Below are 26,990 nucleotides of genomic sequence, written 5' to 3'. Positions count from 1 at the left end.
CTCAGCCGCCGCGTTCGGCCTGCAACGCCGCGTCGCACCCCACGCCGGCCGCGATCCAGCGCCGCGCCAGCCGCTGGAACACCGGCGCCGCCCAGCGCCAGCGCGGGCCCAGCACGCCCCGCGCGTCGGTGATGGCGCCACAGCGGTAGACCGACAAGGCGCCGTCCCAGCGCAGCGCGTCGCACGCGCCCACGCGCTTGCGCGAAATCACCCGCCCCAAAGGACAAGGCTCGGCCAGGCAACACACCCCGCAGCCGTTGCACGGCGCGCCCAGAACCGGCTTGGCCGGCGCCTCGGCGTGGATGTGGATGACCTGGCCCTCGGGCATCACGTCCTGGCCAGCACCGGCCCCAGCACACGCCCGGTGTGCGTGTCCAGGCGCACCACCTCGTCGGGTGGCGCGGCGGCCACGATGCGGCCCCCGCCGTTGCCACCCTCGGGGCCCAGGTCGATGATCCAGTCGGCCTCGGCCATCACGTCCAGGTCGTGCTCGATCACCACCACGCTGTGGCCGCCGTCCACCAGGCGGTGCAGCACGCGAATCAGCTTCTCCACGTCGGCCATGTGCAGGCCCACCGTGGGCTCGTCGAGCACGTAGAGCGTGTGCGGTGGCTTCTGGCCCCGGCGCGTGACGTCGTCGCGCACCTTGCTGAGTTCGGTCACCAGCTTGATGCGCTGCGCCTCGCCGCCGCTGAGCGTCGGGCTGGGCTGGCCCAGCGTGAGGTAGCCCAGGCCCACGTCCTTGAGCAGCTGCAGCGGGTGGCTGATGTTGGGCATGCTGGCGAAGAAGTCCACCGCCTCGTCCACCTCCATCTGCAACACGTCGCCGATGCTCTTGCCCTTCCAGGTCACGGCCAGCGTCTCGGGGTTGAAGCGCGCGCCGTGGCAGACCTCGCAGGGCACCTTCACGTCGGGCAGGAAGCTCATCTCGATGGTGCGCATGCCCTGCCCTTCGCAGCCCGGGCAGCGGCCTTCGCCGGTGTTGAAGCTGAAGCGGCCGGGGCCGTAGCCGCGCGCCTTGGCCTCCAGCGTGTCGGCGAACAGCTTGCGCACCGTGTCCCAGAAGCCGATGTAGGTGGCTGGGCAGCTGCGCGGCGTCTTGCCGATCGGCGTCTGATCGACTTCGAGCACGCGGTCCACGGTCTCGAAACCACTCACGCTGGCGCAGCCGCTCCAGGCGGGGTGCTTGCCCTTGTCCATGGCGTCGCGCCCGGCCTTGGTGCTGCGCTGGCTCACGGCGGCGGCCACGTTGGTCAGCAGCACGTCGCGCGCGAGCGTGGACTTGCCCGAGCCCGACACGCCGGTGATGACCACCAGGCGCTGCAGCGGCACCGCGGCGTCGAGCTCGTTCAGGTTGTGCAGCTTCGCGCCGCGCACGCGCAGCCAGGGCGCGCTGTCGTCCAGCGCCGGCAGCACGCCACGGCGCGCCTGCAGCGGGTGCTTCATCGCGTGCAGCAGGTAGCGCCCGGTCACCGAGTCGGCGTTGGCCGAGAGGTCGTCCACCGACCCCTGGGCCACCACGCGCCCGCCGCGCTTGCCCGCGCTCGGGCCGATGTCGATGATGTGGTCGGCGCGGCGGATGGTGTCCTCGTCGTGCTCCACCACCACCAGGGTGTTGCCCTGGTCGCCGAGCTTGTGCAGCGCGTTGAGCAGGATGGCGTTGTCGCGCGCGTGCAGGCCGATGGTGGGCTCGTCGAGCACGTAACACACGCCCTGCAGGTTGCTGCCCAGCTGCGCCGCCAGGCGGATGCGCTGCGCCTCGCCGCCGCTGAGCGTGGGCGCGCCGCGGTCCAGCGTGAGGTAGTTCAGGCCCACCTCTTCGAGGAAGGCCAGCCGGCTTTCGATCTCGGGCAGCAGGTCGCGCGCGATGTCGGCCTCGCGCGCGCTGAGCGCCAGGTCTTGCATCAACCCTTGCACCCAGGCGCGCACCTCGCGCACCGAAAGGCGGGCCACGTCGGCAATGCCCACGCCGGCGAAACGCACCGAGCGGGCCTGCAGGTTCAGGCGCTTGCCCGAGCAGAACGGGCAGACCTCGTCCGTCACGCCATCCACCTCGGGTTCGGCAAAACTCTGCTCGCGGCCTTTTTCCTTGTCGTCGCGCACCGAATCGTCCAGCGCCTTGAGCTGGTCGCGCGAGAGCTTCACGCCGGTGCCCACGCAGTCGGGGCACCAGCCATGTTTGCTGTTGTACGAGAAGAGGCGCGGGTCGAGTTCGGGGTAGCTGGTGGCGCACTCCGGGCAGGCGCGCGTGGTGGAAAACACCTCCAGCTTGCCGAGCTCGCGCGTGGACCGGCCTTCGGCCAGCGCCTGGGCCAGGCCGTCCAGCGGCGAGAGCACGTGCACCTGGCCCTTGCCGATCTCCAGCGCCTTGGTGAGCTGCTGGCGCAGCGCGGTCTCGTCGTCGGCGCTGACCACGAAGTCGGCCACCGGCAGTTCGATGGTGTGCTCCTTGAAGCGGTCGATGCGCGGGAAGCCGGTGGTGGGCAGGAACTCGCCGTCCACCCGCAGGTGGGTGTGGCGACGCGGGCGCGCCCAGTCGGCCAGCTCGGTGTACACGCCCTTGCGGTTGACCACCAGCGGCGCGAGCAGGCCGATGTGCCGGCCCTTGTAGCGCGCCAGGATGGCGGCGACGATGCTGTCGGGGCTTTGCGGCATCACGACCGCGCCGTCGTACATGCAGTGCTGCGTGCCCAGCTTCACGTACAGCAAGCGCAGGAAATGCCAGACCTCGGTGGTGGTGCCCACGGTGGACTTGCGGCCACCGCGCGAGAGGCGCTGTTCGATCGCCACCGTGGGCGGGATGCCATAGACCGCGTCCACCTCGGGCCGGCCCGCGGGCTGCACGATGCTGCGCGCATAGGCGTTGAGGCTCTCCAGGTAACGCCTCTGGCCTTCGTTGAACAGGATGTCGAAAGCCAGCGTGGACTTGCCCGAGCCGCTCACGCCGGAGATGACGTTGAACTTGCCGCGCGGAATGTCCACGCTCAGGTTCTTGAGGTTGTGCTCCTTGGCGTTGACGATGCGGATGGCGTGGGCGTGTGGCCCCTCGTTGCGCGCGCGCGCCGGCTGCAGGCCCTTGGCCCGGCCTTCGCGCACTTCGTGCACCTCGCCCATCGCCAGCGCGTACTCGCGCAAAGCCTTCGCGGTGTGGCTGCTGGCGTGTTCGCGCACGGCCTCGGGCGGGCCCTCGGCCACGATCAGGCCGCCCGCATCGCCGCCCTCGGGGCCCAGGTCGATCAGCCAGTCGGCCGAGCGGATCACGTCCAGGTTGTGCTCGATCACCACCAGCGAGTGGCCGGCGTCGAGCAGCTTGCGCAGGCTGCGCATGAGCTTGGCGATGTCGTCGAAGTGCAGGCCGGTGGTGGGCTCGTCGAACAGGAACAGCGTGCCCTTGCGCGCCACCGCCTGGCGGCTCGCGCTGCTGTTCTTCGAAGCCTCGGCCAGGAAGCCCGCGAGCTTGAGGCGCTGCGCCTCGCCGCCCGAGAGCGTGGGCACGGGCTGGCCCAGCTTCACGTACTCCAGGCCCACGTCCACGATGGGCTGCAGCACGCGGATCACCTCGCGGTCGCCCGCGAACAGCGCGGCGGCCTCGCTCACGGTGAGGTCCAGCACGTCGGCCACGTTGAGCGAACGGCCTCCGCGCTGGATCTTCACCTCCAGGATTTCGGGCCGGTAGCGTTTGCCGTCGCAGTCCGGGCAGCGCAGGTACACGTCGCTCAGGAACTGCATCTCCACGTGCTCGAAGCCCGAGCCGCCGCAGGTGGGGCAACGCCCGTCGCCGCTGTTGAAGCTGAACTTGGCCGGCGTGTAGCTGCGCTGGCGCGACAACGGCGCCTCGGCGAACAGCGCGCGGATCGCGTCCCACGCGCCCACGTAGCTCACCGGGTTGGAGCGCGCCGTCTTGCCGATGGGCGACTGGTCGACGAACACGACCTCGCTCAGGTGGTCGGCCCCGAGCAGGCGGTCGTGCGCGCCCGGGCTCTCGGTGGACTTGCCGAAGTGGCGCAGCAGCGCGGGCGCCAGCACGTCCTGGATCAGGCTGGACTTGCCCGAGCCGGACACGCCGGTGACCACCACCAGGCGTTGCAGCGGGAACTCGACCGACACGTCCTTGAGGTTGTGTTCGCGCGCGCCTTCGAGGATGAGGCGCGGCGTGCTGTCGGTGACCATGCGCTTGAAGCCCATGCCGATGGTCTTGCGCGAACCGAGGTAGGCGCCGGTGAGGGTGTCGGCCGAGCGGATCGCTTCGGGCGTGCCGTCGAACACGATCTGCCCGCCGCGCTCGCCCGGGCCCGGGCCCATGTCGATCAGGCGGTCGGCCGCGAGCATCACGGCCGGGTCGTGCTCCACCACCACCAGCGTGTTGCCCGCGTCGCGCAGGCGCAGCATGGCGTCGTTGATGCGCGCCATGTCGCGCGGGTGCAGGCCGATGCTGGGTTCGTCGAGCACGAACAGGGTGTTCACCAGCGAGGTGCCCAGCGCGGTGGTGAGGTTGATGCGCTGCACCTCGCCGCCACTGAGCGTGCGGCTCTGGCGGTCCAGCGTGAGGTAGCCGATGCCGACCTCGCACAGGTAGCGGATGCGGGTGTTGATTTCCTCGAACAGCAGGCGCAAGGCCTGGGCCTGGCCGGCGGCGGCCGTGTCGCTGCCCACGGGCGCCAGCGTGGCGTCGAGCGCGGCGAAGAAGCCGCGCAGCTTGTCCAGCGGCATCAGCATCAGGTCGTGCAGGCACAGACCGGGCATGGCTTCGAGCTGCGCGCGGCTCCACTTCACGCCCTGAGGCAGGTAGCGCTTCTGCGCGGGCAGCACCGCGTCGGCCTGGGCCTTGCTGCCGATGCGCCAGAGCAGGCTGTCGGTCTTGAGGCGCGCGCCGTGGCAGCTCGGGCACTCGGTGTAGCTGCGGTACTTGGACAGCAGCACCCGGATGTGCATCTTGTAGGCCTTGCTCTCCAGGTACTCGAAGAAGCGGTCGACGCCGTACCACTGCTGGTTCCACTTGCCGTTCCACAAGGGCGAACCGGCCTTCACCCAGTGCTGCTGCTCGGGCGTGAGCTTGGCCCAGGGTGTGTCGCGCGGGATGCCGGCGGACTCGGCGTGCCGCATCATGTCGTCCTGGCATTCCTTCCACGCGGGTGTCTGGAACACCTTGACCGCGCCGGCGCGCAGCGTGAGCTTGTCGTTGGGGATGACCAGGCCGTAGTCCACCCCGATCACGCGCCCGAAGCCCCGGCAGGCCTCGCAGGCGCCCACCGCCGAGTTGAACGAGAACATCGAGGGCGTGGGTTCGCTATAGCGGATGTCGCTTTCCGGGCAGTGCAGACCGGTGCTGAAGCGCCAGATCTCGGGCTCGCCTTCTTCGGCCAGCACATAGACCATCAGCTTGCCGCTGCCGCGCTTGAGCCCGGCTTCGATCGCCTCCATCGCGCGCGCCGGCTCGACCGTGCCGATGCGGAAGCGGTCGGCCACCACGTCGAGCACCTTGACCGATTCGCTGGCCACCGCCTTGGCCTTGCCCTTGGCGGGGGTCTTGGCCTCCACCGGCGCCACCTCGCGCTGCACCACCCGCTCGGCCTGCACGCGGGTGTAACCGCTGGCCGAGAGCCACTGCTCCACTTCCTCGGGCGTGGTGCTGGCCGGCAACTCCACCGGGAAGGTCAGCACCAGGCGCGGATCGCCCTGGCGCGCCGCGCGCGCCTTGAGCTCGGCATAGATCGATTCGGGCGAGTCGTGCCGCACCGGCAGCGCCGTCTCGCGGTCGAACAGGTCGGCGCCGCGCGCGAACAGCAGCTTGAGGTGGTCGTTGAGCTCCGTCATGGTGCCCACGGTGGAGCGCGAGGAGCGCACCGGGTTGGTCTGGTCGATCGCGATCGCTGGCGGCACACCGTCGACCCGGTCGACGGCCGGTTTGTCCATGCGGTCCAGGAACTGGCGCGCGTAGGCGCTGAAGGTCTCGACGTAGCGGCGCTGGCCTTCGGCGAACAGGGTGTCGAACACGAGGCTGGACTTGCCCGAGCCGCTGGGCCCGGTGACCACGGTGAGCTCACCCGTGCGGATGTCGAGGTCGAGGTTCTTGAGGTTGTGCTGGCGCGCGCCCCGGATGCGGATCAGCCCGGAGCCGCCTTCCGTCGGGTGGTCGCGCCCTTCGGCCTCGGACACGGTTGAAATCGCGCCCACGGGTGGATCGGCGGGCAGAAAGGCATCGGACATGCATGGGCTCCAGAGGGGGACGCAAAGATTCTACGGAGGGGTGTGACAAAACATCGGTGCGGTAGGTCATATCCACAATTTCCCGCGCCCGCGGGCTGCATAGACTCGGCTCACCCAAGGAGACGCCTATATGAAACGGATTCGCTTGTTTTCAAGCCCGGTCTGGACCGCCTGGGGGCTGGCCGGGCTGCTGGTGTTCGCGGCCCCCGCCTGGGCCCAGCTGCGCGTGGGCATGCCCTCGGGCTTCAGCGGCTCGGTGGCGGCCGGGGTGAAGGAGAACCACGAGGGGGCCCAGCTGTACTTCGACACCATCAACGCGCGCGGCGGTGTCAACGGCCAGAAGATCGAGCTGATCACGGTGGACGACAAGTTCGACCCCAAGGTCACGGTGGAGGTGGCGCGCGAACTGGTCACGAAACAGCGGGTGCTGGCCCTGTTCCTGAACCGCGGCACGCCGCATTCGCAGGCCCTGCTGCCCATGCTGGCCGAGCTCAAGGTGCCGCTGGTCGGGCCGAGCACCGGCGCCATGGCGCTGCACCAGCCGGTCAACCCCTGGGTGTTCAACGTGCGCGCCACCTACCAGCGCGAGGCCGCCAAGGCCATCGAACACCTGGCGAGCATCGGCATCACGCGCATCGCGGTGCTGGAGACCGACGATTCCTTCGGCGCCGATTCGGCGGCCGGGGCGCTCAAGGGCTTCGACAAGGCCAAGCTCAAGCCGGTGCTGCATGAAAAGTTCCCGCGCGACAAGCCCGACTTCACCGAGCTGTCCAAGCGGGTCAACGAGAGCAACGCGCAGGCGGTGATGGTGATCGGCTCGGCCGGCAACACCGCCAACGCGGTCAAGGCGGTGCGCACCGCCGGTTCGCGCGCGCAGGTGGTCACGCTCTCGAACAACGCCTCGGACGGCTTCATCAAGCTGCTGGGCGAACACGCGCGCGGCGTGATCGTGACGCAGGTGTTCCCCAACGAGCGCTCGGTGGCCTATGGCCTGATCAAGGAAGCGCAGGAATTCGCCAAGGCCAAGGGCCTGGCGGGTGTGTCGCCCGCCATGATGGAAGGCTACGCCGCCGCCAAGGTGCTGACCGAAGGCCTGCGCCGCGCCGGCCCGAATCCCACGCCCGTGGCCCTGCGCGACGCGCTGGAGAACCTGAAGAGCTACGACCTGGGTGGCCTGACCGTGCATTACAGCCCGAGCAACCACACCGGGCTGGATTTCGCCGACCTGTCCATCGTGGACGCCAGCGGCAAATTCCGCCGCTGACCCAAAAAAAAGACGCGGCACCGGGCGGCGCCGCGTCAACACCCCACAAAGGGCCCCTTGCGCGCCGGGCTACAACATGCCCGACAGGAACAGGATCGCCGTCGTGGCGGCGTACTCGAATTCGACGAAGGCCTCGAAGTCCCGGCCCGTGGTGAACGCGGGCGTCCAGCCATGGCGCTCGGCGGGCTGCCGCCAGGCCGGCGACTTCACGGCCTCGGCCACCGCCTGCGTGAGCGCGGCGCGCTGAGCGTCGCTGATGCCGGGCGCGCCGTAAACGCCGCGCCAGTTGCCGATGGTGACGTCGTAGCCCTGCTCCTTGAGCGTGGGCACGTCCGGCAAGCCGGGCAGGCGTCGTTGCGCGGTCACACCGAGCAAGCGCAGCTGGCCTCGGGCGATGCCCTGGGCCAGTTCCCCGTAGCCACCGCCCACCACATCGATCTCGCCCTTGAGCAGGGCGGCCACCGCGTCCGCGCCGCCGCCATGGGGCAGGTAGCGGATCTCCCGCGGCGGCACGCGCAGGCTGCGCGCGAACATCGAGACGGCGATGTGCTCGGTCGAGGCCTTCGAACCGCCCCCGAAGCGCACGCTGCCGGGGGCCTGGCGCAGCCGCTCGGCGACGGCGCCCAGCGACCGGATCGGGGAGCCGGCGGCCACGGCGAAGGCGCTGTACTCGCTGGTGAGGCGCGCGATCGGCGTGCACTGCTGCAGCTGGCGCAGCGGGGTCTTCGACGACACCAGGCCACCGATCATGACCGCGCCCATGATGAGCAGGGCATTCGGCTGACCCCGCGCCTCCTGGACGAAGGCGGCCAGGCCCAGGGTGCCCGCGGCGCCGCCCTGGTTGTCGTAGGCGGCCTCGCGGTAGCGCCCGGTCGCGACCATCGCCGCACCGAGCGCGCGGCCGGTGGCGTCCCAGCCGCCCCCCGCGCTCGCGGGGATCAGCACGGACAGGCGGTCCGCGCCGCTGGCGCGCGCGGGCAGGCAAGACGCCGCCGCCCAGCCACCCAGTGCCATGAGGAATTGATTGCGCCGCATGTCTCCTCCGGTGTGGCGCGGCACGGCGCGCCATCTGTGGAAGAGATGCTAGGAAGCCCCGCTGTCAACTCGCTGTCAGCGGGTCAGGCAGGGGCCCCATCCAAGGGTTCACCCCGATGGGCAGGCGCCGAACGGTCGGCCCTCAGCCCTTGACGATCAGCACCGGCACCTTGGCGTGCGTCAGCACCTTCTGCGCCACGCTGCCCAGGATCAGCGCCTTCACGCCCTGGCGGCCGTGCGAGCCCATCACGATCAGGTCGCAGCCTTCGGCCTCGGCCGTTTCGATGATGCCTTCGTAGACCACGTTGCGTTCGATGGTGTCACCCGCCGCGAACACCACGCCCTGGGCCTCGCAGGCCTGGCGCACCGCGTCCAGCGCCTGGCCGGCCGCGCTCTTGGCTTCGGTCAGGTAGGCCTGCAGGCCCACGGCCGAGGCGTCGCCGATGCCGATGTACGGAAACGGGTCGATCACGTTGACGCCGATGATCTGCGCGTTCAGGCTCTTGGCGCAGCCCCAACGCGACCGTGGTGGCCTGCGCGGCCAGCGTGGAACCGTCGGTGGGCACGAGAATTTTCTTGAACATGGTGGCTCTCCTTGCATGAGATGTGAACCGCCCCACCCGTCGGGCGGAGGGTTCATCGTAGGAGCCCCGTCAATCTGCCGCGTTGAGGCAGGTCAATGCCGGGCCGGATCTCGCGCGGCCACGACGGGCCGCACGTCCACCGCACAGTACTTCAATTCCGCGATCTTGCCCACCGGGTCCAGGGCGGGGTTGGTGAGCAGGTTGGCCGCGGCCTCGGCGTAGGCGAAAGGAATGAAGGCGGTCTCGCGTGGCATGCCGTCGTCGATCCGCACCGGCAGGGCCACCTCGCCGCGCCGGGAGCGCACCTGCGCTTGCGCGCCTGCCCACAGCCCGAGCCGCCGGGCGGTCTCGGGGTGCAGGCTCACCACGGGGCTGGGTTCGAGCGCGTCGAGCACGCCGCTGCGCCGCGTCATGCTGCCGGTGTGCCAGTGTTCGAGCTGGCGGCCGGTGATGAGCACCATGGGGAATTCGGCGTCGGGCTGCTCGGCCGGCGGCGTGAGCACCGCCCCCACCAGCGAGGCGCGGCCGCTGGGCGTGGGGAAGCCGTCGGTGAACACCACCGGCTGGCCGGGGTCGGCGTCGTCCGCCACCGGGTAGGTGACCGCGCCCTCGCGGCGCAGGCGCGACCACGACAGGCCGGCGATGCTGGGCATGAGGGCGCGCATTTCCTCGAACACCGCGCCGATGCCCTGCGCGGCGTCGTCCGTCCCGCTGCCGTCGGCGGCGACGCCGTAGGTCCAGCCCAAGCCGAGGCGGCGCGCGAGCTGTTCGGTGATCCAGGCGTCGGCGCGCGCGTCGCCCGGCGCGGGCACGGCCTTGCGGCCGAGCTGCACGCAGCGGTCGGTGTTGGTCACGCTGCCGGTTTTCTCGGGCCAGGCGGTGGCGGGCAGCACCACGTCGGCCAGGCTGGCGGTCTCGGTGAGGAAGATGTCCTGCACCACCAGGTGGTCCAGCCCCGCGAGCGCCTCGCGCGCGTGGGCCGCGTCGGGGTCGCTCATGGCCGGGTTCTCGCCCTGGATCAGCATGGCGCGGATCTCCTTGCGGTGGGCCGCGTCGACGATCTCCACCACCGTGAGGCCGGGTTCGCTGCGCAGCGTGCCGGGCGCGAGGTGCCACAGGCGCTCGGCCTTCTCGCGCGCCGGGCCGTCGGCCACGCGCTGGTAGTCGGGCAGCACCATGGGGATGAGCCCGGCGTCGCTCGCGCCTTGCACGTTGTTCTGGCCGCGCAACGGGTGCAGGCCGGTGCCGGGCCGACCGATCTGGCCGGTGACCAGCGCGAGCGCGATCAGGCAGCGCGCGTTGTCGGTGCCGTGCGTGTGCTGGCTGATGCCCATGCCCCAGAGGATCATGGCGTTCTTCGCCGTGGCGTAGGCGCGCGCGACCTCGCGCAGCGTGGCCGCGTCGATGCCGCAGACCGGCGCCATCGCCTCGGGCGAGAAGTCCACCAGGTGGGCCTTGAGCTGCGCGAAGTCCAGCGTGTGGGCTTCGATGTAGGCCGGGTCGGTGAGGCCTTCGAACACGATGGTGTGCAGCAGCGCGTTGAGCAGGGCCACGTCGGTGCCGGACTTGAAGCCCAGGTGCTTCCAGCTGTGGCGCGCGAGCTCGGTGCGGCGCGGGTCGGCCAGCACCAGCTTCAGGCCGTTTTTCTTCACCGCGTTCTTGATCCAGGTCGCGCCCACGGGGTGGTTCTGCGCCGGGTTGGCGCCGATCAGCAGCACGAAGTCGGCGAACTGCACGTCGCGCAGCGGGTTGGTGACCACCGCCGAGCCCAGGCCTTCCATCAGCGCGGCCACGCTGGAAGCGTGGCACAGGCGGGTGCAGTGGTCCACGTTGTGCGTGTCGAACGCGGTGCGGATCAGCTTCTGGAACAGGTAGGCCTCTTCGTTCGTGCCCTTGGCCGAACCGAAGCCGGCCACCGGGCCCTGGCGCCCGCGCGCCGGTGTCGCGGCCAGGGCCTGGCGGAAACCTTCGGCGGCGGCGTCCAGCGCCTCGTCCCAGCTGGCTTCGCGGAAGCGCTCGCGCACCTGCTCGGGCGTGAGGCGGCGCAGCTCGCCGTGCGGGTCCTTGGGCACGCCGGCGCGGCGGATCAGCGGGCGCGTGAGGCGCTCGGGGCTGTGCGCGTAGTCGAAGCCGAAGCGGCCCTTGACGCACAGGCGGCCTTCGTTGGCCGGCCCGGCGATGCCTTCGACGTGTTCGATCTTGTCGTCGTTGACGTGGTAGGTGAGCTGGCAACCGACGCCGCAGAAGGGGCAGACCGAGTCGACCTGCTGCTGCGAGGGTTTGGCGAAGGCGCCATTGGCCGGCGCGATGGCGCCCGTGGGACAGGCCTGCACGCACTCGCCGCAGGCCACGCAGGTGCTGGCGCCCATGGGGTCGTTCTGGTCGAACACGATCTGCGCGTGGCCGCCCCGGAAGGCCAGGCCCAGCACGTCGTTGCCCTGGGTCTCGCGGCAGGCGCGGATGCAGCGCGTGCACTGGATGCAGGCGTCCAGGTTGACCGCCATCGCCGGGTGGCTCAGGTCGTGCGCGGCGGCGGCGCGCGCGGGAGAAACGCCCGGGCAAGGCGCCAGCCACCTCGGCCCAGTGCGCCAGCTCGCTGTCGAACTTGAGCGCGGCGGTGTCGGGCGCGTCGGACAGCAGCAGCTCCAGCACCGTCTTCTGCGCGGCGCTGGCGCGGGCGTTGTCGCTGTGCACCACCATGCCGGCGCTGGGCGCGCGGCAGCACGAGGGCGCGAGCACGCGCTCGCCTTCGATGTCGACCACGCAGGCGCGGCAGTTGCCGGGGCTGCGCAGGCCGTCCTTGTGGCACAGGTGCGGAATCTCCACGCCCGCGCGCTGCGCGGCTTTCAGGATGCTCTCGCCGGGCGCGGCTTCCAGCGCGCGGCCGTTGAGGGTGAAGGCGATCGGCGTCGCGTCCAGGGGCAGGTCGTCGGTCTTCATGCCGCACCTCCGGCGTTCACTTCATGGGCAAAGAAGCGCAGCACGCTATCCACCGGGTTGGGCGCGGCCTGACCCAGGCCGCAGATGCTGGCGTCGCGCATCACCTGCGAGAGCTCACCGAGCAGCGGCGCGTTCCACACCGGCGCCTGCATGAGCTGCACCGCCTTCGTGGTGCCGGCGCGGCAGGGTGTGCACTGGCCGCAGGACTCGTGCTCGAAGAACTGCATGAGGTTGAGCGCGGCGCCGCGCGCCGTGTCGTGCTGGCTCATCACCACCACGGCCATGGAGCCGATGAAGCTGCCGTGGTCAACCAGGGTGTCGAAGTCCAGCGGCACGTCGGCCAGCGAGGCCGGCAGGATGCCGCCCGAGGCCCCGCCCGGCAGGTAGGCGTAGAGCGTGTGGCCTTCGGCCATGCCGCCCGCGTGTTCGTTGACGAGCTCGCGCAAGGTGATGCCGGCGGGCGCCAGGTGCACGCCCGGCTTGTTGACGCGGCCCGAGACCGAGAAGCGCCGCAGGCCGGTGCGCCCGCGCAGGCCCTCGCCGGCCAGCCAGGCACCGCCCTTGGCCAGGATCAGCGGCAGCCACCACAGCGTTTCGGGGTTGTGCGCCAGCGTGGGCCGGCCGAACACGCCGTGCATCGCCACGATGGGCGGCTTGAGCCGCGGCAGGCCGCGCTTGCCTTCCACCGATTCGATCAGCGCCGACTCTTCGCCGCAGATGTAGGCGCCCGCGCCGCGCCGCAGCTCGATGCGCGGGGGCGTGTAGCCGGGGTGCTGTTCGATCAGCGAGCGCAGGGTGGCGTCGAGCCGCGCGAGTTCGCGCGTGAGCAGTTCGCGCACGTCGTGGTATTCGTCGCGCAGGTAGATCCAGGCGTGCGAGATGCCCACCACCTCGGCGGCGATCAGCAGGCCTTCGAGCATCTGCGGCGCGCCGGCCTCGGCGCTGCTGAGCACCTGCCAGTCCTTGAAGGTACCGACCTCGCCTTCGTCGATGTTGACCACCATGTGGCGCGGGCCGGGCTGGGCGCGCACCGTCTCCCACTTGCGCCAGGACGGAAAGCCCGCGCCGCCCAGGCCACGCAGGTTGGAGGCTTTCAATTCGGTCAGGACCTGTTCGGCGCTGAGCGCACCCGCGAGCAGGCTTCGCAGCTGTTTGAATTCAGCGGCGGCTGGCTCGGGCAGCTGGCGCGGCCCGGTCTCGCCGCTGGCCAACAGCTCTTGCACGCCAGCCACGCTGGCCTGCGGCAGCTGGCGCTGGCCCACGCAGGCGGCCGGCGCCACGTGGCACTGGCCGATGCAGGGCGCGGCCTGCGCGCGCACCGTGTCATCGCCCGCCAGCGCGGTCTGCAGATCGGCCAGCAGTTCCTCACCGCCGGCCATGGCGCACGAGAGGCTGGTGCACACGCGCACCACGGTCCGTGGCACGGGCGCGGCGTCGTCCACGATCTCGAAGTGGTGGTAGAAGCTCGCGACCTCGAACACCTCGACCTGGCTCAGCCGCAGGCGCTCGGCCAGCGCGGCCAGGTGGCCGTGGCGCAGCGCGCCCTCGGCATCCTGCAGGCGGTGCAGGTGTTCGATCAGCAGGTCGGCGCGCGGCGCCAGGCCATCGCACAGCGCGGCCACGCGCTCGCGTGCTTCGGGTGAGGTCTGCCGCCCCTTGGGCGTGTGGCGCGCCTTGCCGCGCCCCATCGCCTCGATCGGGCGGATGGGAATCACGGGGCTGGTGGGGCGCTCGGGGGTCTCGTGGGCCGTCGTTCTGGTCATTTTTTCAGCGTAGCACCGTATGGGTTGTTTTAATATGTTTGACAGTTCATAAAGTCGGGCTTCCCCCCATGCTGCGCATCACCCTCCAACCCCAATGGCGCATCGCCCAGGAAGACGGCCCCGCGCTCGACGCCAACACCTTGCTCGGCCTGCTCGCGGCCGTGCAGGGTTCGGGCAGCATCTCGCAGGCCGGGCGCGAGCTGGGCCTGTCGTACCGCCACGCCTGGGGCCTGCTGCAACAGGCCGAGCAGCTGTTCGGCCAGCCGCTGCTGGTGCGCGGGCGCGGGCGCGGCTCGGCGCTCACGCCGCTGGGTGAAAAACTCATCTGGGCCGATGCGCGCATCGGTGCGCGCCTGCAGCCCTTGCTGGAGTCGCTGGCCTCGGAACTCGAAGGCGAGCTCGGGCGCGTGCAGCGCCGCCAGCGCGCCGTGCCGCGCCTGCACGCCAGCCACGGCTTCGCGGTGGCCGCCTTGCGCGAGCAGCTGGCGGCGCGCCAGGTGCCGGTGGAGCTGCGCTACCGCAGCAGCCTGGAGGCCGTGGCCGCGCTCGCGCAGGGCGACTGCGAGCTGGCGGGCTTTCACGTGCCGCTGGGCGAGTTCGAGGCCGCCGCCGCCCGGCGCTACCTGACCTGGCTCAAGCCCGACCAGCACCTGCTGGTGCAGTTGGCGGTGCGCACGCAGGGGCTGTTCGTGGCGGCGGGCAACCCGCTGGGCCTGCGCGGGCTGGCCGACCTCGCGCGGCCCGGGCTGCGCTTCGTCAACCGGCCCGAGGGCTCGGGCACGCGGGTGTTGACCGACCTGCTGCTCAAGCGCGAAGGCATCGCGCCGCAGGCGGTGGCGGGTTACGACAACACCGAGCTTACCCACGCCGCCGTGGCCGCCTACGTGGCCAGCGGCATGGCCGACGTGGGCATCGGCGTGCAGACCGCCGCGCACCGCTTCGGCCTGCATTTCATTCCGTTGCTGAAGGAGCGCTACTTCTTCGCGCTGCCGGCCGACGCGCTGGACCGCGCCGAGCTGCGCCCGGTGCTCACGGTGCTGCGCTCACCGGCGTTCCGCGCGCGCGTGGCCGCGCTCAAAGGGTATGAAGCCGCCCACACCGGCGAGGTGATGGGCGTGGCCGCTACTTTTCAAACTTAAGAGCCCCCACGCTCCGTCGCTGCGCGGGTCGCTGCCCCCCAAAGGGGGCTGGGCCTGCCTTGGGAGCGGCCCGGCGGCTAGCCCGTCTGAGACCGGCGCACGCCTTCGGGCCGCTGCGCCGCCGCGCCCCACTGGGTCTCGAACCAGCTGTCGCCGTCCAGGTAGGCGCGCAGCATGGGCAGGGCGTCCTGTCCCCAGAACACGCGGCCGTCCACCACCATCGCCGGCACACCGAACAGGCCGAGCGCGAGCGCCTCGTCGGTGTTGGCGCGCAGGCGCTGCTTGACCACCTCGCTGTCGGGCGCGTTCCACGGCTTGCCGCGCTGCGCCATGTGGTCCTGCAGCAGGGCCTGCAACGCGGCCAGCCGCGCCGGGTCGGCGGCGTCGAGCCCACCGCGCCAGACATGGCGGAACAGCAGCTCGGTGACGTAGCGGTTGGTCTCGCCCGGCGCATCGTCCGTCGCGCAGGCCAGGCCCAGGCGCAGCAGGGGCAGCGGGTTGAACGGGTGCGCGGCCGGCATGTCGAGCGCCACGCCGTGGTGGTGCCCGAGCCAGCTCACGTGGCGGTAGGTCCAGTCGCGCTTGGCCGGGACCTCGGCCGGGCCCAGCTGGCCGTGCGCCTTGAGCAACGCGGCGAACAGCACGGGCCGGTAGCGCACCTGCACGCTGTGGCCCATCAGGGCTTCGGGCAGGCGCTCGAACGCCAGATGGGCGTAAGGCGAGATCGGGTCGTAGAAGAAGCGGATGTCGGTCATGAAGATCTCGTGTGCGAAGGCTTCAAGGCGCCAGCTGCCGGGCTTCGATCTGCTGCCAGATCACCAACTTGTCCGCATCGCTGGCACGGCTCCAGAAACCGATTTCTTCCAGCGTGCGGAAGCACCCCTTGCAGCGGCTGCGGGCCTCGTCCATTTCGCACACCGAGATGCACGGCGAAGGCACGCCCGGGCGCAAACCGGCGCGGCGGCGGGCGGCCTGCAGGGTGATCGTGGGGGTCTCCAGGCTCATGGGGTCAGGCCACCACGGTGACGTCGTGCACCGGCGCGCCGGTCAGCGACTGGAGTTCCACGGGGCTGAGGCGGAACACGGCGTGCGGGTGGCCGGCCGCGGCCCAGATCTCGTCGAAGCGCGAGAGCTGCGCGTCGATCAGCGTGACGGGCGCCACCGCGTGCGCCAGCGGCGAGACACCGCCGATGGAAAACCCGGTGCGCGCCTTGACGAAGTCGGCGTCGGCCCGGCCGAGCTTGCCGCCATCGGCGCAGACCAGGGCCTGCACCTTCTTCTCGTCCACCCGCAGGTCGCCCGAGGTGATGACCAACACGGCCGCGTCGTCGCTCTTGCGGCGGAAGATGATGCTCTTGGCGATCTGGCCCAGGGCCACGCCGAGGGCGTCGGCCGCCTGCTGCGCCGTGCGCGCGGCGCCGTCGAGCATCACCGGGCCGTGGGCATGGCCCGCGTCCTGCAGCACGCGCGCCACGCGCTGCACGGTCTCAGGCAAGGCCTGCAATTCGGCTCCACACATGGTTGCGGTCCTTCAGGCGGCGCGTTTGACGAGCAACAGGCTCGCGCCCATGGCCATGAGCACGCCGCCGAACACGCGGTTCTGCGCGCGCCGGGCGCGGGCCGTGGCCAGCCAGCGCTGGGCGCGCGAGGCCAGGAAGGCGTAGCCGTGCATCACGATCAGATCGACCACCACCGTGGTGGCCAGCAGGATCAGCAACTGCAGCCAAAGACCGCGCGTGGGGTCGATGAACTGCGGCAGCACGGCCACCATGAACACGATGCCCTTGGGGTTGGTCACGTTGGTGAAGAAACCCATGACGAAGCGCTCGCGCGCCGAGGGCACGGCCACCTGGGCCGGTGCCGCCTCGTCCGCCTCGGGCACCACGCCCACGCGGGCGCGCCACTGGTTGAAACCGAGCCAGATCAAGTAGCCCGCGCCAGCGAACTTCACCACGGTGAAGGCGGTGGCCGAGGCCAGCAGCAAGGCGCCGACGCCCACACCGGCCACCAGCAGGATCACCGCCAGCCCCAGTTGCAGGCCCGCGATGGTCGTGCTGGTTTTCTTCACGCCATAGACCAGGCCGTGCGTCATCGACAGCACCGCGCCCGAACCGGGCGAGAGCGCGATGGCCCACGAGGCCACGAAATACGCCATCCAGACTTGCAGCTCCATATTGCTTTCCTTCAGCCCGCGCGCTTGGCGAGCAATGCGCGGGCCACGCGCGAGCCGGTGGGCCGGCCGAGCTGTTCGCTGATGTAGACGCCGGCATCCACCAGCGCGTCGAGGTCGATGCCGGTGGCGATGCCCATGCCGTGCAGCAGGTAGACCACGTCTTCGGTCGCCACGTTGCCGGTGGCGCCCTTGGCGTAGGGGCAGCCGCCCAGGCCGGACACGGAGGACTGGAAGTTCCAGACCCCCATCTCCAGCGCGGCCAGGGTGTTGGACAGCGCCTGGCCGTAGGTGTCGTGGAAGTGGCCCGAGACGTCGTCGATGCCGTAGTGCTTGAGTGTGGCCTCCAGCGCGGCCTGCACCTTGCGTGGCGTGCCCACGCCGATGGTGTCGGCCACGTCCACGCGCTGCACGCCGATGCCCTTCATGAGCCCGGCCAGGTAGGCCACGCGCTCGGGCGCAATCTCGCCTTCGTAGGGACAGCCCACGGTGCAGCTCATGGCGCCGCGCACGGCGATGCCGGCCGCGCGCGCGGCCTCGACCACGGGCGCGAAGCGCTCGATGCTCTCGGCGATCGAGCAGTTGATGTTCTTCTGGCTGAAGGCCTCGCTGGCCGCGCCGAACACGACGATCTCGTCCGGCTTGTCGGCCACGGCAGCCTCGTAGCCCTTGAGGTTGGGCGTGAGCACCGAGTAGCGGACGCCGCCCTGGCGCCGGATGCCGCCCATGACCTCGTGGTTGTCGGCCATCTGCGGCACCCACTTGGGGCTCACGTAGCTGGTGACCTCGATCTCTTTCAGCCCGGCGGCCTGCAGGCGGTGCACCAGCTCGACCTTGACGGCCGCAGGCACCGGCTGCTTCTCGTTCTGCAGCCCGTCGCGGGGGCCGACGTCGATGAGCTGGACGCGGGAGGGCAGTTTCATGGGGGTCTTTCGAGGGGGTCAGTACCCGCGCACCGGATCGACCACGCCGGCGATCGGGTCCCCGCGTTCGAACGCGAGGATCTTGCCGGCAATCTGGGCGATGCTTTCTTCGCGCAGCGTGCGCGCCGAGGTGTGGGGCGTGACCGTGATTTTCGGGTGTTTCCAGAAACCATGCTGGGCGGGCAGCGGTTCGGTGCGGAACACATCGAGCGTGGCGCCGGCCAGGTGGCCGCTCTCCAGCAGTGCGAGCAGGTCGTCTTCCACCAGGTGGTCGCCGCGCGCGACGTTGATGACATAGGCCTCGGGCCGCAGGCGCGAGAGCGTCTCGCGGTTGAGGATGTCGCGCGTGTCGGGCGTGAGCGGCAGCAGGTTGACCAGCACCCGGCACGACGCCAGGAAGCTGTCGAAGGCCGCGTGGCCCGCGTGGCCGATCACGCCGTCGATGACCTTGGGCGAGCGGCTCCAGCCGTGCACCGGGAAATCGAACTGGCGCAGGGCCAGGGCCACGCGCTCGCCCAACACCCCCAGACCCATCACGCCGACGGGGAAATCGGCCCGCAGGCGAGGCTTGCGGTACGACCAGCGGCCCTGCGCCACGTCGGCTTCGTAGGCGTCGAACTCGCGGAAGTGGCGGATCACGGCGTGGCACACGTACTCGGCCATCTGCACCGACATGCCGGCATCGTCGAGCCGCACCACCTTGGCGGCGGGCGGCAGCTTGAGCTTGAGCAGCGCGTCCACGCCCGCGCCGATGTTGAACAGGCCCTTGAGGCCGGGCTGTTCGTCCATGAATTGTTGCGGCGGCGCCCAGACCACGGCGTGATCGGCCTGGGGCGCGCCGGGTTGCCATTCGGTGACGTTGGCCTGCGGCAGGGCCAGGCGCAGATCGGCCAGCCAGGGGCCGACCCGGGTGTTGACGCAGCAGAAAGTGATGTTCATGCGGCGAGCTTACGCGGCCTCGCGCGGCGGCGCTGTCAGCCCACCGAGAGCTTGAGCAGTTCGGCGCCCTCGTTGACCTGGTCGCCGGGCGCGTAGAGCAGCTCGGCCACGGTGCCGTCGGCCGGCGCGGCGATGGTGTGCTCCATCTTCATCGCCTCCATCACGGCCAGCGCCTGGCCCTTGGTCACCGTGTCGCCGGCCTTGACCGCGAACGACACCACCTTGCCCGGCATGGGCGCGGTGAGGCGCCCGCCTTCGGCGGCGGCTTCGCCCGCGTGGGCCAGGGCATCGATCTCCACGATCTGGGTCGCGCCCAGGGCGCAGAACACATGCACGTTCTCGTCCACCTGCCAGGTCTGCACCGTCTGGCGCTGGCCGTTGAAGCGCAGGTCCATGCGGGTGCCGGTGTCGGCCGGCAGCGCCACGAAGTCCAGCACGGCGTTCACCTCGCCCACAGCGAGCTGCAGCGCGCCGTCGTGCAGGTAGCTCAGGTGGGCCAGCAGGGCTTCGCCCTGGTACTCGAAATCGAAGCGGCGCACGGTGATGCCGTGTGGGCGCCAGCCGTCGCGGCGCGAGAACGGGTCGGCGCCTTCGTCCGCGCGCTCGGCCACCAGGGTCTGCGCCACGGCGGCGGCCACGGCCAGCGGCAGGCCGACCTTGTCCTGGTGGAACAGCGCGGCGGCCTCGCGCGGGATCAGCGCGGTGTCCAGCTCGGCTTGGGCGAACGCGCGGCTGGTGACCACGTGGCGCAGGAACTGCACGTTGGTCGAAAGGCCGACGATGCGCGTCTCGGCCAGCGCGGCGTCCAGCCGCGACAGGGCCTCTTCGCGCGTGGCGCCATGCACGATCAGTTTGGCGACCATGGAGTCGTAGAACGGGCTGATGGTGTCGCCTTCGCGCACGCCGTCGTCCACCCGCACCGTGCCACGCTCGAAGCTGGTGCAGGCTGGCTTGCGGTAGACGGTGAGCGTGCCGGTGGCGGGCAGGAAGTTGTTGTCCGGCGTTTCGGCGCAGATGCGCGCCTCGATCGCGTGGCCGTGGATGCGCAGGTCTTCCTGCTTCAGCGGCAGGGGCTCGCCGCCGGCCACGCGCAGCTGCCATTCCACCAGGTCCAGGCCGGTGATGGCCTCGGTCACCGGGTGCTCCACCTGCAGGCGGGTGTTCATCTCCATGAAGTAAAAGCGCATGGCCTCGGGATGGGCGTAGCCCTCGGGCTGTTCGACGATGAACTCCACCGTGCCCGCGCCCACGTAGTTCACCGCCTTGGCCGCCGCCACCGCGGCCGCGCCCATCTGGGCACGCAGCTCGGGCGTCATGCCGGGCGCCGGCGCTTCTTCCAGCACCTTCTGGTGGCGGCGCTGCACCGAGCAGTCGCGCTCGAACAGGTAGACGCAGTCGCCCTGCGTGTCGCCGAACACCTGGATCTCGATGTGGCGCGGGCGCTGCACGTATTTTTCGATCAGCACCGCGTCGCTGCCGAAGCTGTTGCGCGCCTCGCGCTGGCAGCTGGCGAGCGCGGCGGCGAAGTCCTCGCTCTTCTCGACCACGCGCATGCCCTTGCCGCCGCCACCCGCGCTGGCCTTGATGAGCGCGGGGTAGCCGATGCGGTCGGCTTCGCGCTGCAGCAGGGCCGGGTCCTGGTCGGCGCCGTGGTAGCCCGGCACCAGCGGCACGCCGGCCTTTTCCATCAGGCGCTTGGACTCCGCCTTCAGGCCCATGGCCTCGATCGCCGACGACGGCGGGCCGATGAAGACCAGGCCGGCCTTCACGCAGGCGTTGGCGAAGGCTTCGTTCTCGCTCAGGAAGCCGTAGCCCGGGTGGATGGCCTGCGCGCCCGTGGCCTGGGCGGCCGCGATGATGCGCTCCCACTGCAGGTAGCTTTCCTTGGGCGCCGAGCCGCCGATGTGCACCGACTCGTCGCAGGCGGCCACGTGCTTGGCGCGCGCATCGGCGTCCGAGTAGACGGCGACGGTCTTCACGCCCAGGCGGCGCGCGGTGGCGGCGACGCGGCAGGCGATCTCGCCCCGGTTGGCAATCAGGATCTTGTGGAACATGGGACTTCCTAGGCGGTGGCGGTGAAGAAGGAGTGCACGCGGCGGAACACCGCGCGCAGGAACTTGAAGAGCATCCAGGTGGCGATCCACATCAGCACGACGGTGATCGCGAGCAACACGACGAAGACCAGTGGGTGGCTGGTGGCAAGCCAGACTGCGCCGACCACCAGGCCGTCCTCGACCAGGCTCATGCCGAGGTTGGAGAACGGCTCGGGCGAGCTGTTGATGGCCGCGCGCGTGGTGGTCTTGGCGGCCTGGCTGGTGGCGGCGAGCGAGCCGCCGAGCAGCGCGGCGGCCAGCGCCACGGTGCCGCCGTCGGCGCCGAACACGCCGGCCGCGAGCGCCGCGCCGGCCGGAATGCGCACCACGCTGTTGACCATGTCCCACAACGAATCGACCACCGGGATCTTGTCGGCGAAGAACTCGACGAAGAGCATGAAGCCGGCCGTGCCCAGCAGCACCGGGTGCTGCAGCGCCTGCAGGCCGGTGGGCAGCTCCATCCAGCCCATGGCGCCGGCCAGGCCGACGATGAACACCACGGCGTACAGGCGAAAACCGCTGGCCCAGCCGAGCGCGCCCGCGAGCGCGAGCAGCTCGGGCGTGCCCAGGGTGTGGAACCAGTCGGCCATGGGGTGCCTCCTCGGGTCAGGCCGCCGGCAGCCAGCCGGGCGGGCGCTTCTGCAGGAAGGACTGCAGGCCTTCGCGGCCTTCGTCGCTGGCGCGCACATCGGCGATGCGGCGCGCCGTCTCGCTGCGCAGGGCTTCGGTGATGGGCTGGCCGCCCACGTCGCGCACCAGGCGCTTGCACTCGCGCGCGGCCTTGGGGCCGTTCGCCACCAGCGTGGCGACGAGCTCGTCCACCTTCGCGTCCAGCGTCTCGGGCGTTGCGCAGTTCGTGCACCATGCCCAGCGCGTGCGCGCGCACCGCGCTGAAGCGTTCGGCCGTCACCATGTAGCGGCGCGAGGCCTGCACGCCCAGGGCGCGCGCCACGTAGGGGCTGATGGTGGCGGGCAGCAGGCCCAGGCGGGCTTCGGACAGACAGAAGGTCGCGCCCTCCACCGCCACCAGCACGTCGCAGATCGCCGCCAGCCCCATGCCGCCGGCGTAACAGTCGCCCTGGATGCGGCCGACCACCGGCACCGGGCACTGGTCCAGCGTCCACAGCATATCGGCCAGCTGCTGCGCGTCGGCGCGGTTCTGGTCCCAGCTGTAGCCGGCCATGGTCTTCATCCAGTTCAGATCGGCCCCGGCGCAGAAGGCCTTGCCGTGCGCGCCGAGCACGACCACGCGCAGGGACTCGTCCTGGGCCAGTTCGGTGAAGGTCGCGGTGAGCGCGGCGATCACGTCGTCGTTGAAGGCGTTGCGCACGTCGGGGCGGTTGAGCCACACCTTCGCCACGTGCGGCGTGGGGCGGGTCACATCGATCACGTTGCTCATGTTCAGTCCTGCATCAATAGCGTTTCGCCACTTCTTCCAGCATCACCTCGGTCGCACCGCCGCCGATGGCGAGCACGCGCGCGTCGCGCCACAGGCGCTCGATCGCGGTCTCGCGGATGAAGCCCATGCCGCCATGGAACTGCTGGCAGGTCTGCACCACCTCGTTGACGAGTTCGCCGGTGAGCGCCTTGAGCATGGAGACCTCCTGCACGATGTCGTGCCCCTGGGTCACGCTCCAGGCGCAGTGGTACATGAACTGGCGCGCCGCGCGCGTCTTCGCGTCGAGCATCGACACGCGCTGGCGGATGGTCTGCTTGTCCCACAGCGTGGCGCCGAAGGCCTGGCGCTGGCGCACATAGTCCAGCGTGAGCTTCAGGGCCTGCGTGCAATGGCCGACGGCCATGGCCGCGAGCGCGATGCGCTCGGTCTGGAAGTTCTTCATGACCGAGTAGAAGCCCTTGCCCTGCTCGCCCAGCAAGTTCTCTTCCGGAATGCGCACGTTGTCGAACACGAGCTCGGCCGTGTCGCTGGAGAGCCAGCCGGTCTTCTTGAGCGCGCGGCCGACCGAGAAACCCGGTGTGCCCTTCTCGACGATGAACATGGTCACGTCGTGGCGCGCGGTGCCGGTCTTGGCGGCGACGAAGTACAGGTCGGCGTGCACGCCGTTGGTGATGAACATCTTGGTGCCGTTGAGCACCCACTCGTTGCCTTCCTTGCGCGCCGTGGTGCGGATGCCCGCCACGTCGGAACCCGCACCGGGTTCGGTGATGCCCACGGCAGTGATCACCTCGCCGGCCGTCACGCGCTTCAGGTACTTCGCCTTCTGCGCCGCGTTGCCCGCGTGGTGCAGGTGCGGGCCGGCCATGTCGGTGTGCACCAGCACGGTGATGATGAAGCCGGCGAAGGTGGACTGCGACAGTGCTTCGGCGAACACCAGGTTGGTCAGCGCGTCGGCATCACCACCGCCGTATTCGCCCTCGAACATCAGGCCCAGCAGGCCGGCCTGGCCCATGCGGCGCAGCACGTCGCGCGGCACCATGCCGGTCTCTTCCCAGGCGGCCGCGTGCGGCTCCACCTCGCGTTCGAGGAAGCGCGCGACCTGGTCGCGCAGCAGTTCGTGGTCGGGGTTGTCGTAGATGATCCTGGCCATGGCATCACATCCGGAAGACGCCGAACTTCGGCTCGCCGATCGGCGTGTTGAGGGTGGCCGAGAGGGCCAGACCGAGCACACGGCGCGTGTCGGCCGGGTCGATCACACCGTCGTCCCACAGGCGGGCGCTGGCGTAGTAGGGGTGCGACTGGTGGGCGAACTGATCCAGCAGCGGCTGCTTGAACTTCGCCTCTTCCTCGGCGCTCCAGCTGCCGCCCTTGCCCTCGATGCCGTCGCGCCGCACGGTGGCCAGCACGCTGGCGGCCTGCTCGCCGCCCATCACGCTGATGCGCGCGTTGGGCCACATCCAGAGGAAGCGCGGGCTGTAGGCGCGGCCGCACATGCCGTAGTTGCCGGCGCCGTAGCTGCCGCCGATGATGATGGTGAATTTCGGCACCTGCGCCGTGGCCACGGCCGTGACCATCTTGGCGCCGTGGCGCGCGATGCCCTCGCTCTCGTACTTGCGGCCGACCATGAAGCCGGTGATGTTCTGCAGGAACAGCAGCGGCACCTTGCGCTGGCAGCACAGCTCGATGAAGTGCGCGCCTTTCTGTGCGCTTTCGGAGAACAGCACGCCGTTGTTGGCGACGATGCCGATCGGCATGCCCTCGATGTGCGCGAAGCCGCAGACCAGGGTGGCGCCGTAGCGCGCCTTGAACTCGTGGAACTCGCTGCCGTCGACCACGCGGGCGATGATCTCGCGCACGTCGTAGGGCTTGCGCGTGTCGACCGGGATGACACCGTAGATTTCCTTCGGGTCGTACAGCGGCGCGCGCGGTTCGCGCAGGGCCTGCGTGGCGACCTTGCGGCGGTTGAGCGTTGCGCACGGCCTGGCGCGCCAGCGCGAGCGCGTGCGCGTCGTTCTGCGCCAGGTGGTCGGCCACGCCCGAGAGGCGCGTGTGCACGTCGCCGCCGCCCAGGTCTTCGGCGCTCACGATCTCGCCGATGGCGGCCTTCACCAGCGGCGGGCCGCCCAGGAAGATCGTGCCCTGGTTCTTGACGATGATGGTCTCGTCGCTCATGGCGGGCACGTAGGCGCCGCCGGCCGTGCACGAGCCCATGACGACCGCGATCTGCGCGATGCCGTTGGCGCTCATGTTGGCCTGGTTGTAGAAGATGCGGCCGAAGTGCTCGCGGTCGGGAAACACGTCGTCCTGGTTCGGCAGGTTGGCACCGCCCGAATCCACCAGGTAGATGCAGGTCAGGTTGTTCTGCATCGCCACCTCCTGCGCCCGAAGGTGTTTCTTCACCGTCATCGGGTAGTAGGTGCCGCCTTTCACGGTGGCGTCGTTGCAGACGATCAGGCAGTCCACCCCGCTGACGCGGCCGATGCCGGCGATCACACCGGCGCAGGGCGCGCTGTCGGTGCCGTCGCGGTCGGGGTACATGTTGAGCGCCGCGAGCGGGCTGAGTTCCAGGAAGGGTGTGCCCGGGTCCAGCAGCATCTGCACGCGGTCGCGCGGCAGCAGCTTGCCGCGCGCGGTGTGTTTGGCGCGGGCGGCTTCACCGCCGCCGAGGGTGGCTTTGGCGATCTGGGCCTTGAGGTCGTCGACCACCACCTGCATGGCCTGGGCATTGGCCAGGAAGTCGGCGGAACGGGCGTTGAGTTGTGTCTCCAGGATCGGCATGGCGGCATCCGTTGTGGTGTTTCGGGGCATTGTGGAGGATAGACACGCGGATGAGGGCCGGCCTGCCATGCAGGTTGCAAATACCGCCAGCTCCGGCGAAACTGGCGCCATGCCTACCTCCGTTGACCGCGCCCTCACCCCCATGGCTTTCGTTCGCGCCATGGTGGCGGCCTACCGCGAGCGGGGCGTGGACGCGGCAGGCGCGCTCGAACTGGCACAAATTCCGCCAGGGAAAGTTGATCAGCCGAACGCCCGCATCACCGCCGCCCAGATGGAAGCGGTTTCGGAGGCCGCCATGCGCGAACTCGACGACGAAGGCCTGGGCTGCTTCAGCCGCGCCCTGCCTTGGGGCAGCTACGGCATGCTGGCGCGCGCCTCCCTCTCGGCCCCCACGCTGGGCATGGCGCTGCGGCGCTGGTGCCGCCACCATGGCCTGATCACCGACGATGTGGCGCTCTCGCTGGAGACGGTGAGTGAGCGCGCGCGCCTCGTGCTGCGCCCGCACCGCCGGCCCGGTCCGCTCACCGAGTTCTGCGTGGTCTCGGTGCTTCGCAACATCCACGGCCTGGCGAGCTGGTACGTCGATTCGCGCATCCCGCTGCAGGGTGCGCAGTTTCCCTACGCGCCGCCGCCCCACCTGGACGCGTATGCCGTGCTGTTCGACGGCCCGGCCACCTTCGGCGCGGACGAGGCCGCGATCGCCTTCGACGCGCGTTACCTCACCCTGCCGATGCGGCGCGACGAGGCCGCCATGAACCAGCTGCTGCAGCGCGCCCTGCCGCTCACCGTGCGCTCCTACCGGCGCGACCGCCTGCTGGTGCAGCGTGTGCGCCAGGTGCTGGCGACCCAGCCGCTGGACGCCCACAACGCCGACGACCTCGCCGCGTTGTTGAACGTCTCGGCGCGCACCCTGCACCGCCAGCTCAAGGACGAGGGGGCCTCGCTGCAGGCGCTGAAAGACGAGGTGCGCCGCCAGCGCGCCACCGAGCTGCTGCTGCGCACCCGCCGCCCGATCAAGCAGGTGGCGCAGGCCTGCGGCTTTCAGAACGAGAAGAGTTTCATCCGCGCGTTTCGCGGCTGGACCGGGCGCTCACCGGGCGAGTGGCGCGGCGAACAGCTCGCGCAGCTCGTCCATGTGGCCGAAGACGCGCGCCACCGGTAAGCCCTCGAACGCGCGCCCATGCCCCTCGGGGCAGTAGCCCCACACCGTGGCACCGGCCGCCAGCCCGGCCTGGGCGCCGGTGGCCGTGTCCTCCACCACCAGACAGCGCGCCGGGTCCACGCCCAGGTGCGCGGCGGCGGCCAGGTAAACGTCGGGCGCGGGCTTGGAGCGCGGCTGGTCGTGGCCGCTGAAGACACGGTCTTCGAACAGGGGCAGCATGCCCACAAGGTCGAGCTGCATCACGACCTTGGGCCGGTCGGCGCCCGAGGCGCAGGCGATGCGGCCGGCCACCTGACGGTGGATGGCCGTCACCGCCTCCACCGCGCCCTGCACCGCCTTGAGCTCGGCCAGCAGGCGCGCGTTGCGGCGCGCGTAGAAGCCCTGCAGCCATTCCTCGGTGAACGGTTTGCCGGTCTCGGCCTCGATGCGCGCGCGTTCGTCGCGCACGGCCTTGCCGATGAAGATGTCCATGCACTCGGCCTGGGTCAGCGCCCAGCCGCTCTCGTTGAGCACCTCGCGCAGCACGCCGTTGGTGATGGGCTCGCTGTCCACGAGCACGCCGTCGCAATCAAACAGAACTGCATCAAACATCTT

General features: G+C 70.5%; 18 protein-coding genes and 3 pseudogenes. 3 read left to right on the top strand and 18 right to left on the bottom strand.

What is annotated here, in order from left to right; genetic code table 11:
- Position 1: 1 nt before the first annotated feature.
- Together ACFJI0_RS00260 and uvrA are read right to left on the bottom strand one after the other, a co-directional pair.
- A complete protein-coding gene (locus tag ACFJI0_RS00260; RefSeq protein WP_382323022.1) occupies positions 2 to 328 on the bottom strand; it encodes a hypothetical protein in 327 nt (108 codons plus the stop codon).
- Positions 328 to 6,207: an excinuclease ABC subunit UvrA gene (uvrA, locus tag ACFJI0_RS00255; RefSeq protein WP_382323021.1), complete on the bottom strand. Its 5,880-nt coding sequence runs from the start codon at positions 6,205 to 6,207 to the stop codon at positions 328 to 330. The genes ACFJI0_RS00260 and uvrA overlap by 1 nt, the downstream gene beginning before the upstream one ends.
- A 130-nt stretch (positions 6,208 to 6,337) precedes the next feature.
- Between uvrA and ACFJI0_RS00250 the strand changes: the two genes are divergently transcribed.
- Entirely contained in the window at positions 6,338 to 7,471 is a 1,134-nt protein-coding gene (locus tag ACFJI0_RS00250) for an ABC transporter substrate-binding protein (protein WP_382323020.1), read from the top strand.
- 69 nt (positions 7,472 to 7,540) lie between these two features.
- Here ACFJI0_RS00250 and ACFJI0_RS00245 read toward each other — a convergent pair whose 3' ends face one another.
- From ACFJI0_RS00245 to ACFJI0_RS00230, 4 genes and pseudogenes are all read right to left on the bottom strand, one after another.
- Positions 7,541 to 8,506, bottom strand: coding sequence for a Bug family tripartite tricarboxylate transporter substrate binding protein (locus ACFJI0_RS00245; protein ID WP_382323019.1), 966 nt, complete (start codon positions 8,504 to 8,506; stop codon positions 7,541 to 7,543).
- Between the two features lie 142 nt (positions 8,507 to 8,648).
- A complete protein-coding gene (locus ACFJI0_RS00240) occupies positions 8,649 to 9,107 on the bottom strand; it encodes a universal stress protein (protein WP_382323018.1) in 459 nt (152 codons plus the stop codon).
- 75 nt (positions 9,108 to 9,182) lie between these two features.
- Positions 9,183 to 12,030: pseudogene (locus ACFJI0_RS00235) on the bottom strand (molybdopterin-dependent oxidoreductase).
- A complete protein-coding gene (locus ACFJI0_RS00230) occupies positions 12,027 to 13,793 on the bottom strand; it encodes an NADH-ubiquinone oxidoreductase-F iron-sulfur binding region domain-containing protein (protein ID WP_382323017.1) in 1,767 nt (588 codons plus the stop codon). The pseudogene ACFJI0_RS00235 and the gene ACFJI0_RS00230 overlap by 4 nt, the downstream one beginning before the upstream one ends.
- Positions 13,794 to 13,861: 68 nt before the next feature.
- Here ACFJI0_RS00230 and ACFJI0_RS00225 point away from each other — a divergent pair, with 68 nt between their 5' ends.
- Positions 13,862 to 14,932 carry a substrate-binding domain-containing protein gene (locus ACFJI0_RS00225; RefSeq protein WP_382323016.1) on the top strand — a complete coding sequence of 357 codons (1,071 nt, stop codon included), beginning with the start codon at positions 13,862 to 13,864 and terminating at the stop codon, positions 14,930 to 14,932.
- Between the two features lie 77 nt (positions 14,933 to 15,009).
- On the opposite strand, the gene ACFJI0_RS00220 is transcribed toward ACFJI0_RS00225, so the two are convergent.
- The 11 genes and pseudogenes from ACFJI0_RS00220 to ACFJI0_RS00170 form a co-directional block, all read right to left on the bottom strand.
- Positions 15,010 to 15,687, bottom strand: a complete 678-nt coding sequence (locus ACFJI0_RS00220; protein ID WP_382323015.1) for a 2-hydroxychromene-2-carboxylate isomerase — start codon at positions 15,685 to 15,687, stop codon at positions 15,010 to 15,012.
- A 22-nt stretch (positions 15,688 to 15,709) separates the two neighbouring features.
- The gene (locus ACFJI0_RS00215; protein WP_382323014.1) at positions 15,710 to 15,937 is read right to left on the bottom strand and encodes a DUF1289 domain-containing protein; all 228 of its coding nucleotides are present in this window, start codon (positions 15,935 to 15,937) and stop codon (positions 15,710 to 15,712) included.
- A gap of 4 nt (positions 15,938 to 15,941) precedes the next feature.
- Complete coding sequence (locus ACFJI0_RS00210; protein ID WP_382323013.1) at positions 15,942 to 16,451, bottom strand: YbaK/EbsC family protein; 510 nt, start codon at positions 16,449 to 16,451, stop codon at positions 15,942 to 15,944.
- Positions 16,452 to 16,463: 12 nt separating this feature from the next.
- Positions 16,464 to 17,105, bottom strand: a complete 642-nt coding sequence (locus ACFJI0_RS00205) for a LysE family transporter (protein WP_382323012.1) — start codon at positions 17,103 to 17,105, stop codon at positions 16,464 to 16,466.
- A gap of 11 nt (positions 17,106 to 17,116) precedes the next feature.
- Positions 17,117 to 18,025, bottom strand: coding sequence for a hydroxymethylglutaryl-CoA lyase (locus tag ACFJI0_RS00200; RefSeq protein WP_382323011.1), 909 nt, complete (start codon positions 18,023 to 18,025; stop codon positions 17,117 to 17,119).
- A gap of 18 nt (positions 18,026 to 18,043) precedes the next feature.
- Positions 18,044 to 18,964: a 2-hydroxyacid dehydrogenase gene (locus ACFJI0_RS00195; protein ID WP_382323010.1), complete on the bottom strand. Its 921-nt coding sequence runs from the start codon at positions 18,962 to 18,964 to the stop codon at positions 18,044 to 18,046.
- Positions 18,965 to 18,999: 35 nt separating this feature from the next.
- Positions 19,000 to 21,018, bottom strand: coding sequence for an acetyl/propionyl/methylcrotonyl-CoA carboxylase subunit alpha (locus ACFJI0_RS00190; RefSeq protein WP_382323009.1), 2,019 nt, complete (start codon positions 21,016 to 21,018; stop codon positions 19,000 to 19,002).
- 8 nt (positions 21,019 to 21,026) lie between these two features.
- Entirely contained in the window at positions 21,027 to 21,647 is a 621-nt protein-coding gene (locus ACFJI0_RS00185; protein WP_382323008.1) for a DUF4126 domain-containing protein, read from the bottom strand.
- Between the two features lie 16 nt (positions 21,648 to 21,663).
- Positions 21,664 to 22,456, bottom strand: a pseudogene (locus ACFJI0_RS00180) (enoyl-CoA hydratase/isomerase family protein).
- 13 nt (positions 22,457 to 22,469) lie between these two features.
- Positions 22,470 to 23,606: an acyl-CoA dehydrogenase family protein gene (locus ACFJI0_RS00175; RefSeq protein WP_382323007.1), complete on the bottom strand. Its 1,137-nt coding sequence runs from the start codon at positions 23,604 to 23,606 to the stop codon at positions 22,470 to 22,472.
- A 4-nt stretch (positions 23,607 to 23,610) separates the two neighbouring features.
- Positions 23,611 to 25,234, bottom strand: a pseudogene (locus ACFJI0_RS00170) (carboxyl transferase domain-containing protein).
- Between the two features lie 142 nt (positions 25,235 to 25,376).
- Here ACFJI0_RS00170 and ACFJI0_RS00165 point away from each other — a divergent pair.
- The gene (locus ACFJI0_RS00165; protein WP_382323006.1) at positions 25,377 to 26,396 is read left to right on the top strand and encodes an AraC family transcriptional regulator; all 1,020 of its coding nucleotides are present in this window, start codon (positions 25,377 to 25,379) and stop codon (positions 26,394 to 26,396) included.
- Here ACFJI0_RS00165 and ACFJI0_RS00160 read toward each other — a convergent pair.
- Positions 26,325 to 26,987 carry an HAD family hydrolase gene (locus tag ACFJI0_RS00160; RefSeq protein ID WP_382323005.1) on the bottom strand — a complete coding sequence of 221 codons (663 nt, stop codon included), beginning with the start codon at positions 26,985 to 26,987 and terminating at the stop codon, positions 26,325 to 26,327. The genes ACFJI0_RS00165 and ACFJI0_RS00160 overlap by 72 nt on opposite strands.
- Positions 26,988 to 26,990: the final 3 nt, after the last annotated feature.

Origin of the sequence: Hydrogenophaga sp. UC242_53 (assembly GCF_042696965.1) — a bacterium.
Classification (GTDB): Bacteria; Pseudomonadota; Gammaproteobacteria; order Burkholderiales; family Burkholderiaceae_C; genus Hydrogenophaga.
This window is presented reverse-complemented; position numbering and strand designations above follow the sequence as displayed.

What these genes read in the sequence shown, in the direction of transcription:
- ACFJI0_RS00260 (WP_382323022.1), bottom strand. Translation starts at nt 328, where the DNA reads ATGCCCGAGGGCCAGGTCATCCACATCCACGCCGAGGCGCCGGCCAAG.
- uvrA (WP_382323021.1), bottom strand. Translation starts at nt 6,207, where the DNA reads ATGTCCGATGCCTTTCTGCCCGCCGATCCACCCGTGGGCGCGATTTCA.
- ACFJI0_RS00250 (WP_382323020.1), top strand. Translation starts at nt 6,338, where the DNA reads ATGAAACGGATTCGCTTGTTTTCAAGCCCGGTCTGGACCGCCTGGGGG.
- ACFJI0_RS00245 (WP_382323019.1), bottom strand. Translation starts at nt 8,506, where the DNA reads ATGCGGCGCAATCAATTCCTCATGGCACTGGGTGGCTGGGCGGCGGCG.
- ACFJI0_RS00240 (WP_382323018.1), bottom strand. Translation starts at nt 9,107, where the DNA reads ATGCAAGGAGAGCCACCATGTTCAAGAAAATTCTCGTGCCCACCGACG.
- ACFJI0_RS00230 (WP_382323017.1), bottom strand. Translation starts at nt 13,793, where the DNA reads ATGACCAGAACGACGGCCCACGAGACCCCCGAGCGCCCCACCAGCCCC.
- ACFJI0_RS00225 (WP_382323016.1), top strand. Translation starts at nt 13,862, where the DNA reads ATGCTGCGCATCACCCTCCAACCCCAATGGCGCATCGCCCAGGAAGAC.
- ACFJI0_RS00220 (WP_382323015.1), bottom strand. Translation starts at nt 15,687, where the DNA reads ATGACCGACATCCGCTTCTTCTACGACCCGATCTCGCCTTACGCCCAT.
- ACFJI0_RS00215 (WP_382323014.1), bottom strand. Translation starts at nt 15,937, where the DNA reads ATGAGCCTGGAGACCCCCACGATCACCCTGCAGGCCGCCCGCCGCCGC.
- ACFJI0_RS00210 (WP_382323013.1), bottom strand. Translation starts at nt 16,451, where the DNA reads ATGTGTGGAGCCGAATTGCAGGCCTTGCCTGAGACCGTGCAGCGCGTG.
- ACFJI0_RS00205 (WP_382323012.1), bottom strand. Translation starts at nt 17,105, where the DNA reads ATGGAGCTGCAAGTCTGGATGGCGTATTTCGTGGCCTCGTGGGCCATC.
- ACFJI0_RS00200 (WP_382323011.1), bottom strand. Translation starts at nt 18,025, where the DNA reads ATGAAACTGCCCTCCCGCGTCCAGCTCATCGACGTCGGCCCCCGCGAC.
- ACFJI0_RS00195 (WP_382323010.1), bottom strand. Translation starts at nt 18,964, where the DNA reads ATGAACATCACTTTCTGCTGCGTCAACACCCGGGTCGGCCCCTGGCTG.
- ACFJI0_RS00190 (WP_382323009.1), bottom strand. Translation starts at nt 21,018, where the DNA reads ATGTTCCACAAGATCCTGATTGCCAACCGGGGCGAGATCGCCTGCCGC.
- ACFJI0_RS00185 (WP_382323008.1), bottom strand. Translation starts at nt 21,647, where the DNA reads ATGGCCGACTGGTTCCACACCCTGGGCACGCCCGAGCTGCTCGCGCTC.
- ACFJI0_RS00175 (WP_382323007.1), bottom strand. Translation starts at nt 23,606, where the DNA reads ATGGCCAGGATCATCTACGACAACCCCGACCACGAACTGCTGCGCGAC.
- ACFJI0_RS00165 (WP_382323006.1), top strand. Translation starts at nt 25,377, where the DNA reads ATGGCTTTCGTTCGCGCCATGGTGGCGGCCTACCGCGAGCGGGGCGTG.
- ACFJI0_RS00160 (WP_382323005.1), bottom strand. Translation starts at nt 26,987, where the DNA reads ATGTTTGATGCAGTTCTGTTTGATTGCGACGGCGTGCTCGTGGACAGC.